Genomic DNA, 7,097 nt, shown 5'->3' on the forward strand with positions numbered 1-7,097 from the left:
TCTCGGACCAACTTCACCGCCTCGAGCTTGAACTCTCGGCTGAACTTCCGTCGTTGCATCTACACCCTCCGGTTCCGAAAACACCTTATCTTGGTGTCCACGAAACCGGCAGCAGCTCACTACGCGCGCGATTGTGATTGGCTGGGGCGCGGGGTCATCGTCGGTTTCTATTTGCTCGACGTGGCGCTTGCCTGGCTCAGCTTCCGCAGCGCCGATCCGCGTACCGCACCGATGCGGACCATCGCCATCGGCCTTGGGTTACCGCTGCTGTTCACGCTGGAACGCGGCAATCTGATCCTGGTGGCCTTTGCCTGCTTCATGCTGGCGCATGGCCCACTCAGGATCGGCGCGCGCTGGCGCTATGCGGCGACCGCGGCGACCATCAACTTCAAACCCTATCTGCTGCTGCCGGTCGCCGCGCTGGCGGTAAAGCGCAAATGGCGCGCGCTGGAGCTGGCAGGTATCGCCACGGTGCTGCTGTATCTTGCCACGCTTGCCGTTGTCGGCAGCGGCACGCCTGGGGAATTGGCCGCCAACACCGCGAATTGGCTCGTGTTCCAGAGCGGGCAAGTGTGGAACGAAGTCCATTATTCGACGAGCTACGCCCCGCTGCTGCTGATCCGCGCGTCGCAGATGCCGATCCTCACGTACATACCTTCGCGCACCATCGAGACGATCGAGACGATCGTGCCGATCGCGATCCGCACCAGCCAGTTGGTGGCCCTGCTTGCGCTCGCCGGTGTATGGCTTCAGCCGCGCGCCGTGTCCGCACACCGCATCGCCACGCTATTGCTCGGGGCGTATCTCATCGCCCAGTCTCCGGGCGGTTATACCCAGACTTTCCTGCTGTTCCTCGTCTTCCTCGAGCCCTGGCGGCGCGGCGGTCCGATCGTCGCGCTGATCTGCGCCTATCTGCTGTGCATCGTTGCCGACCGTACCCTCACCACCATTCTCGAGGTGCCGGGGACAAGCTGGCTGAGCGGACAATCCGTTACGGCAAGCTTCGGCATTGCGCTCGGTCATTTCGTCCGGCCCGGACTGATCATCCTGATCGTCTGGGCACTCGCGATCGACAGCATCGCGCTGGTCGTTCGCGCCCACCTGACGCAGCGACCCAGCCTGGGCCTGCAGCCGGCATGATCCTCGAAGCCGATCTCGCTGCGGTCGATACCGCGCTCGCACCGCTCTGGCCGCGGCTGGAGGGCGCGCATCTGTTCATCACCGGCGGCACCGGCTTTATCGGCCGCTGGATGCTGAAGGCCCTCGCGCGCGCGCCGGTCGACGTGCAGGTGACCTTGCTCAGCCGCAATCCCGCCGAATTTGCCGCGCGCGCGCCGCACCTCGCCGCGCGCTTCCACTGCGTAAGCGGTGACGTGCTCGATTTCGCGCCACCCACAGGTGCCTTCACGCACATCATCCACGCCGCCACCGACGCCAGCGCCGCGCTGAACGCTCAGGACCCGAGGCGAATGTTCGACACGATCGTCCAGGGCACGCGCAACGCGCTCGATCTTGCGGTCGCTTGCGGCGCGCAGCGCGTGCTCTTCCTCAGTTCGGGGGCGGTCTATGGTGCCCAGCCTGGGGATATCGCGCATGTTAGTGAAACCTGGCATGGCGCGCCCGATCCGCTCGATCCGCGATCGGCCTATGGCGAGGGCAAGCGCGCCGCCGAAATGCTCTGCGCGATCTATGGCAAGCAATTCGGGCTCGACGTGGTCGGCGCTCGGATCTTCGCATTGCTGGGCCCGCTCCTCTCGCTCGACATCCATTTCGCCGCCGGCAACTTCGTCCGCGATGCAATGGCAGGGCGCACGATCCGCGTCGAAGGCTCGGGCGAGGCGGTGCGCTCCTACCTCTATGCCGCGGACCTGACGGTATGGCTGTGGACACTGCTGCTGGCGGGCAAGCCCGGCATGGTCTGCAATGTCGGGTCCGAAGAAGCGGTCTCGATCGCAGCGTTGGCGCAGCGCACCGCGGCGATCCTCGGTTCGCCGGGGGTCGAAATCCTCGGCCGCCCGGACCCCGGTTGGAACCCGGGCCGCTACGTCCCCTCGACGGAGCGGATACGCGAACAACTCGGCGTCAGAGCGACGATCGGCCTCGACGAGGCGATCCGGCGCACCGCGCTTTGGAACGGATGGAAACCATGACTACGATGAAACTCTCCACCTGGGTGGCCGAGCGCCTCGCCATGCAGGGCCTGCGCCACGTCTTCATGCTGACCGGCGGCGGCGCGATGCACCTCAACCATGCGCTCGGCACGCATCCAGCGCTCGAGACGGTCTTCACCCATCACGAACAGGCGCTCGCAATGGCGGCGGAGGCCTATTACCGCCTCACCAACCGGCTGGCCGTGGTCAACGTCACCTCGGGCCCGGGTGGTACCAACGCGATCACCGGCGTTTACGGCGCGTGGGTCGATTCGATCGGCATGCTCGTCCTGTCGGGGCAAGTGAAGAACGAGACGACCGTGCGCTCGACGGGCCTGCCGCTCCGGCAGTTCGGCGACCAGGAACTCGATATCGAGGAACTCGTCCGCCCGATCACCAAATATGCCGTGATGGTCACCGATCCGGGCACGATCCGCTACCATCTCGAAAAGGCGCTCTACCTTGCCACCAGCGGGCGGCCCGGCCCGGTCTGGCTCGACATTCCGCTCGACGTACAAGCGGCACCGATCGACCCGGACACGCTGCCGGGCTTCGATCCGGCCGAGCTGGACGAGCCGTGGAAGCACGCCGATCTCGCCGCCACCGCCACTACGATCCTGGAAAAACTCCAGGCGGCCGAGCGACCGGTGGTCTTCGCGGGCGGTGGCGTGCGGTTGAGCGGTGCCTATGCTGCATTCCTCGCGCTGATCGAAAGGCTCGGCGTCCCCGTCGTGACCGGCTGGAACGCGCACGATGTGCTGTGGAATGCCCACCCGCTTTATGCCGGGCGGCCCGGCACCGTGGGCGATCGCGGCGGCAACATGGTAACGCAAAGCGCCGATCTGCTGCTGGTGCTGGGCAGTCGCCTCAACATCCGTCAGGTGAGCTATAATTGGAAAACCTTCGCGCGGGGGGCGTACAAGATCTGGGTCGACATCGATCCGGTCGAACTGCGCAAGCCGACCGTCGTGCCCGACATGCCGGTGGTGGCCGATCTGGCCGACCTCATCCCCGCCCTGCTCGCTGCGCCTTATGAGGGGCCAAGCGTACAGCAGCGCGAGTGGCTGGCCTGGTCGCGCGAACGCGTGCGCCGCTTCCCGGCGGTGCTGCCGGAATATCACGCGCACGGCCCCGCCAACCACCCCTATGTGGCAATGGAAAAGCTGTTCGGGGCCCTGGGCCAGGACGATATCGTCGTCACGGGTAACGGCAGTGCGTGCGTGGTCAGCTTCCAGGCCGCCGAGATCAAACGTGGCCAGCGCATCTGGACCAATTCGGGGTGCGCGACGATGGGGTACGATCTCCCCGCCGCGATCGGTGTGTGCACCGCGACGGGTGGCGAACAGCGCGTCATCTGCATCGCGGGCGACGGCAGCATCATGATGAACCTGCAGGAAATGCAGACGATCGCGGGCAACCGCCTGCCGGTAAAGGTCTTCCTGCTCAACAATAACGGCTACGTCTCGGTTTTTCAGACGCAGCGTAACTTCTTCAATGGCGAGGAGGTCGGCGGCGGACCCAAGAGTAACGTGACCTTTCCCGATTTCAGCAAGATCGCGGCAGCCTTTGATTTCGCGTATTTTCGCGCCACGGGCCATGCCGATCTGGACGCGGCGATCACCGGGGCTCTCGCTACCGACGGTCCTGTACTGTGCGAAATCATGATCGACGAGCATGTTCCCTTCGCCCCCAAGCTTGGTGCGAAGCAACACGCCGACGGTCGCATCACCTCGCCCGCATTGGAGGATCTGTCGCCCTTCCTGCCGCGCGACGTTCTGCGCGAAAATATGCGGATCGAGCTGCTGGAGGATCTGTGATCCGCGCCCGCGCCAAACACGCTCAGCGCCCCCTGCGCTTCGTCGCCGCCGGTGCCGCGAACACCGCCTTTGGTCTGGCCCTATACCCTGTGCTGTTGTGGAGCACCCCCGTGCTGCAACGGCATTATCTCCTCGCATTGGGCATCGCCCAAGCGGTCAGCCTCTGTTTCGCCTTCGCAACCTACAAGCTCGGCGTGTTCCGCACCCGTGGCAACATCGCCCGCGAGTTCGGCGCTTTTTCAAGCTTCTATCTGTTCAACTACGCCGCCAATTGGGCGGCGCTGCCGGTGCTCGTCGAGTTTGCCGCGATCCCGCCGGTCATCGCCCAGTTGGGCTTCACGGCGGTGCTGATCGTCGGCAGCTACTTCTGGCATAGCCGGGTAAGCTTCGCCGGGAGCAAGCAGGCATGATCGGCGACTTCAATGTGATCAGGCTGGCCGATGCCCCCTCCTGGCGAAACCCAGCGCCTCGATCGATGCGGTTGGAGGCCCTGTCATAACCGCCCGATCGCTGCGCGTCGCCCGGGGTGCGGCAGTGGCCGCGGTGCTACTGCTGGCCGCAGGCCTGCGCCTCGCTTCCGTCGGTTTCGGCCTGCCCGCGCTCAACGATCCCGATGAGCCGCTGTTCGTGATGACCGCCCTCGAAATGCTGCGCGATCACACTCTCAATCCCGGCTGGTTCGGCCATCCGGGCACGACGACGCTCTATGGCCTGGCGCTGACCAGCTATCTCGCCGCTGCGACCGGCATCGTCGCCGGACGCTTCGCCGATGCACACGCCTTTGTCAGCGCGGTCTATGCCGATCCCGGCATCATTTTCCTGCCGGGGCGCTTGCTGATCGTCGCGTCGGGCGTGGTTTGCGTCTGGCTGACCTACCGCATCGGCACACGCATCGCCGATCGCCGCATCGGTCTGCTCGCCGCTTTTTTTCTCGCGATCAACGCGGTGCACATCCAATATTCCCAGGTCATCCGCACCGATGTCGAGGCGAGCGTCTTCATGCTGTTGGCAACGCTCCGCGCGCTCGCCATCGCGCGCGACGGACGGTGTCGTGACTACGTCCTTGCGGGACTGTGCGTCGGGCTTGCCTGCGCGACCAAATGGCCCGCGGCAGTGGTGGTGTTCAGTCCCGCGTGCGCCGGTCTGTCGCGCATCGCCTTTGATCGCCGCGCGCTTGCCCATCTTGCGCTGCTCGGGTGTGTATCGACCGTCACGCTCTTTTGCGTATCGCCCTATTTGTTGATCGATTATCCGACCGTGCTGTTCGATCTTGGCGGTGAAGCACGATCCGCGCATCCTGGCTCGACCGGGGCTGGCTTCCTTTCCAATCTCGGCTGGTATGCCGCGCATCCGCTACTGCGATCGTTCGGCAGTGCCGGGCTAATCCTAGCCGCAGTCGGCCTCGTCGCCATGGCCCGCGACCAGGCGCAGGTCCGCGCCGCCGCGCTGCCCGGATTCCTCATGTTTCTGGTGGTGATTTGCGCCCAGGCCCTGGTGTGGGAACGCTGGGTGGTGCCACTGCTACCCTTTGCGGCGCTTGGCATTGCCTATGCGATCGGCGCAATCGCCGATCTCGGCGAACGTCGCTTTGGGCCCGATGCACGCCATTTTGCGTGGATAGGCGCGGCCTTGGTCGCGCTTCCCATGCTGGCGACGACCTACGCCAACACGGACGAACGGCTCAACGACACGCGCCAGATCGCGGCGCACTGGGTGCGTGACCATGTGCCGCCAGGTTCCAGCATCCTGGTCGAACACGCCGCCTTCGACTTGTTTCGAGGGCCCTGGCAGCTCCGCTTCCCCGTAGGGGCGGCGGGCTGCATCGACGCACGTCAAGCGCTTGGCGGCCACATCCGCTACTCGCGCGTAGAACGGCTTCGTCGCGGCAATCCCGTCGTCGACATCGGGTATGTCGACGCTCGGAAGCTGACGACCTGCCGTGCCGATTTTGCGGTGTTCAGCCACTATACCCGCTATGCGACGGACCGCAGGTTTGCGCCGCAATTGGCGCGCTATCGTGGCTTGATGCGGGGCGGGTGGATTCGCGCCATCATCCGGCCTCTGCCCGGATACTCGGGCGGCCCCGAGATCGTCATAGTCGAAACCGGCCCGGGCGTGTCGCGTCCATAGCGAAGCCGCGGTGGAAGATATCCGGGTAGCGAACTAGTCTTGCTCCGATTATCTATTGCGCGGCCGGATCCGCCCGCTTCTATTGTGTGGGTGTCGCCTTCCGGGGAACATATCCTGAAGTCCTTCTTTGAAAGGACCGAAGAGAACCAAGCAATTAGTTCTGTGGCGCGCAGTGGGGGGAACGGCCTGACCGAGATCATCACCGCGACCGGCTGAGGTCGCGCCGGACGCGAGGGCTGGTTTTTGGTCGATCCGGATAGCAGGGGGGATTCACCGTCAGGCTGTCCCTCGAGCATCAGGTTGCTCTCGTGCCGGTATTTCGCGGTTTATGAAGAGGACATGTCGTCACTGAGTTCGCATTAGCGCCGCCCCACGCCGGGGTCGAACGGCCTGTGGTTCAGGCACTATCGCGAGGCGATGAGCCCAGAACGCAAAAAACCCCGGTGCTTTCGCATCGGGGATATCGCAATCGAAGATGGTTGCGGGGACAGGATTTGAACCTGTGACCTTCAGGTTATGAGCCTGACGAGCTACCGGGCTGCTCCACCCCGCGGCAGTTCCGCTTGTGTCGCGGAACGAAAGGGTAGGTGACATGTGAATGGGTTCTTTTGATCCAAGGGACTTTTGCTGCTCACCGGCTTCAATGCCTGGCGACGACCTACTCTTCCATCACTTAAGTGATAGTACCATCGGCGCAGTCAGGTTTCACGGCCGAGTTCGGGATGGGATCGGGTGGGGCACTGACGCTATAGCCACCAAGCAATGGAGCCGGTGAACAGCAAAGGGGTTCTTTGATCTTAAAATCGGTGCACGTTTACGACAATCTGAAGATGGTAGTTGTTAATCAGGCGTTGCATTTGATCATCCGCCATCTGCGACACGCTGGTTTACCCAGGATTGTCATTGATGGTGGGACTCTCAAGCGCGAATAGAGCAATTAGTATCGGTTAGCTCCACGCGTTACCGCGCTTCTACATCCGATCTATCAACGTCATGGTCT

General features: G+C 63.9%; 5 protein-coding genes, 1 tRNA gene and 1 rRNA gene. 5 read left to right on the forward strand and 2 right to left on the reverse strand.

What is annotated here, in order from left to right:
- The first annotated feature begins 93 nt into the window (after positions 1 to 93).
- From ACP7BY_RS20880 to ACP7BY_RS20900, 5 genes are all read left to right on the forward strand, one after another.
- The gene (locus ACP7BY_RS20880) at positions 94 to 1,140 is read left to right on the forward strand and encodes a hypothetical protein (protein WP_249340928.1); all 1,047 of its coding nucleotides are present in this window, start codon (positions 94 to 96) and stop codon (positions 1,138 to 1,140) included.
- Positions 1,137 to 2,150, forward strand: a complete 1,014-nt coding sequence (locus ACP7BY_RS20885; protein ID WP_137903361.1) for an NAD-dependent epimerase/dehydratase family protein — start codon at positions 1,137 to 1,139, stop codon at positions 2,148 to 2,150. The genes ACP7BY_RS20880 and ACP7BY_RS20885 overlap by 4 nt, the downstream gene beginning before the upstream one ends.
- Complete coding sequence (locus tag ACP7BY_RS20890) at positions 2,147 to 3,967, forward strand: thiamine pyrophosphate-binding protein (RefSeq protein WP_231565110.1); 1,821 nt, start codon at positions 2,147 to 2,149, stop codon at positions 3,965 to 3,967. Before ACP7BY_RS20885 ends, ACP7BY_RS20890 begins: the two co-directional genes overlap by 4 nt.
- Complete coding sequence (locus ACP7BY_RS20895) at positions 3,964 to 4,377, forward strand: GtrA family protein (protein WP_249340927.1); 414 nt, start codon at positions 3,964 to 3,966, stop codon at positions 4,375 to 4,377. The genes ACP7BY_RS20890 and ACP7BY_RS20895 overlap by 4 nt, the downstream gene beginning before the upstream one ends.
- Before the next feature lie 124 nt (positions 4,378 to 4,501).
- The gene (locus tag ACP7BY_RS20900) at positions 4,502 to 6,097 is read left to right on the forward strand and encodes an ArnT family glycosyltransferase (RefSeq protein ID WP_052192350.1); all 1,596 of its coding nucleotides are present in this window, start codon (positions 4,502 to 4,504) and stop codon (positions 6,095 to 6,097) included.
- A 476-nt stretch (positions 6,098 to 6,573) separates the two neighbouring features.
- On the opposite strand, the gene ACP7BY_RS20905 is transcribed toward ACP7BY_RS20900, so the two are convergent.
- A tRNA-Met gene (locus ACP7BY_RS20905) sits at positions 6,574 to 6,650 on the reverse strand.
- 92 nt (positions 6,651 to 6,742) lie between these two features.
- Positions 6,743 to 6,857: ribosomal RNA gene (gene rrf / locus ACP7BY_RS20910) — 5S ribosomal RNA — on the reverse strand.
- Positions 6,858 to 7,097: the final 240 nt, after the last annotated feature.

Source organism: Sphingomonas sp. PSPC2-2 (assembly GCF_049897725.1).
In the GTDB taxonomy this organism is placed as follows: Bacteria; Pseudomonadota; Alphaproteobacteria; order Sphingomonadales; family Sphingomonadaceae; genus Sphingomonas.